Below are 1,540 nucleotides of genomic sequence, written 5' to 3'. Positions count from 1 at the left end.
TCCCCACCCCAACCCCTCCCCTGAAGAGGAGGGGCTTTGCGGCCGGTCCATCGGGATGAACCATTGCGGGGTGCAGCGGAAGATGATCTTCGCCTTGGAGCGCCAAGAGTGCGGATAGCTGTGGTTGAAATCCTGCGACGCCGCGAGCAGCGCGCCCGCTTCGCGCAGGTCCTCGCAGATCGGGCCGTCGGGTGCGTTGAACTTGTTGTTGATGACCGATCCCTGACCGCCGAGCCAGAGCCAGTCCTCGCGATAGCGCCCGTCATCGGTCACCGCGAAGACGGGATCGATGCCGTAGGCCTTGCAGAGCAGGAAGTCGTCCTCGCCATGATCGGGCGACATGTGGACGAGGCCCGTGCCCGCATCGGTGGTGACGAAATCGCCGGGCAGGAAGGGGCGGGGCTTCGCGAAAAAGCCGCCGAGCTCGTGCATCGGGTGGCGGGCGATGGTGCCGGCGAGTTGAGCGCCGGTCAAAGTGCCCGCGGGAAATAGCGCAATCCGGGGCTGGGCGCCGTCCGACATAGTTCGCAACGCCTTGTCTATTCGGTCGCAAAAGGCCTCTTCAAGATCGGCAGCGATCAAAACCTTCCGACCAAATAGATGGGCCAGCGGATGTCGATCTTGGGCGGCTTCCAAATCGACATTCCCTACGCCGCTGGCACCGAGGCCAACGTCATAGATGCCGTACTCAACCTCCGGCCCGTAAGCCAAAGCCTGGTTCACCGGAATCGTCCACGGCGTGGTCGTCCAGATCACCGCATGCGCGCCGACCAGCTCGGGGATCGGGCTCTCGACGATCTCGAACGCGACGTCGATCTGGGTCGAGGTGATGTCCTCATATTCGACCTCGGCCTCGGCGAGCGCGGTCTTCTCGACGGGGGACCACATCACGGGCTTTGCGCCGCGATAGAGCTGGCCGCTCTCCGCGAACTTCAGCAGCTCTTTCACGATCGCGGCCTCGGCCTCGAACTTCATGGTGAGGTACGGGTCTTCCCAGTCGCCCATCACGCCCAGCCGCTCGAACTGCGCACGCTGCACCTGCACCCATTTCTCGGCATAGGCGCGGCACTCGGCGCGGAACTCGGCCGCGGGAACCTCGTCCTTGTTGAGCTTCTTCTTGCGATACTCCTCCTCGATCTTCCATTCGATCGGAAGGCCGTGGCAGTCCCAGCCCGGGATATAGGGCGCGTCCTTGCCGAGCAGGGTCTGGCTGCGGACGATGATGTCCTTCAGCACCTTGTTCATCGCATGGCCCATATGGATGTCGCCATTGGCGTAGGGCGGGCCGTCATGCAGGATGAAGCGCTCGCGACCCGCGCGCTGTTCGCGCAGCCGGCCGTAAATCCCGATCTTTTCCCAGCGCTCGAGGATGGCCGGCTCCTTCTGGGCCAGTCCCGCCTTCATGGGAAAATCGGTCTTCGGCAGGAAGACGGTGTCGCGCCAATCGCGCTGGGTCTCGGGTTTCTCGGTCATAGGTGGAGCGCTGCTTAGAGCAAGTGTGAAAAGACTGGAACCCCTCCCCTTCAGGGGAGGGGACGGG

Annotated in this window: 1 protein-coding gene; it reads right to left on the bottom strand. The window is 63.6% G+C overall.

The genetic code is table 11. The features are described 5' to 3' along the window. The coding region (locus AC3WJD_RS21950) for a class I tRNA ligase family protein (protein ID WP_492748971.1) at positions 1-1,473 on the bottom strand (1,473 nt) is incomplete at its 3' end. Positions 1,474-1,540 lie beyond the last annotated feature (67 nt).

It is taken from the genome of Sphingobium sp. FW306-1B-F04DB, assembly GCF_058781925.1.
This window is presented reverse-complemented; position numbering and strand designations above follow the sequence as displayed.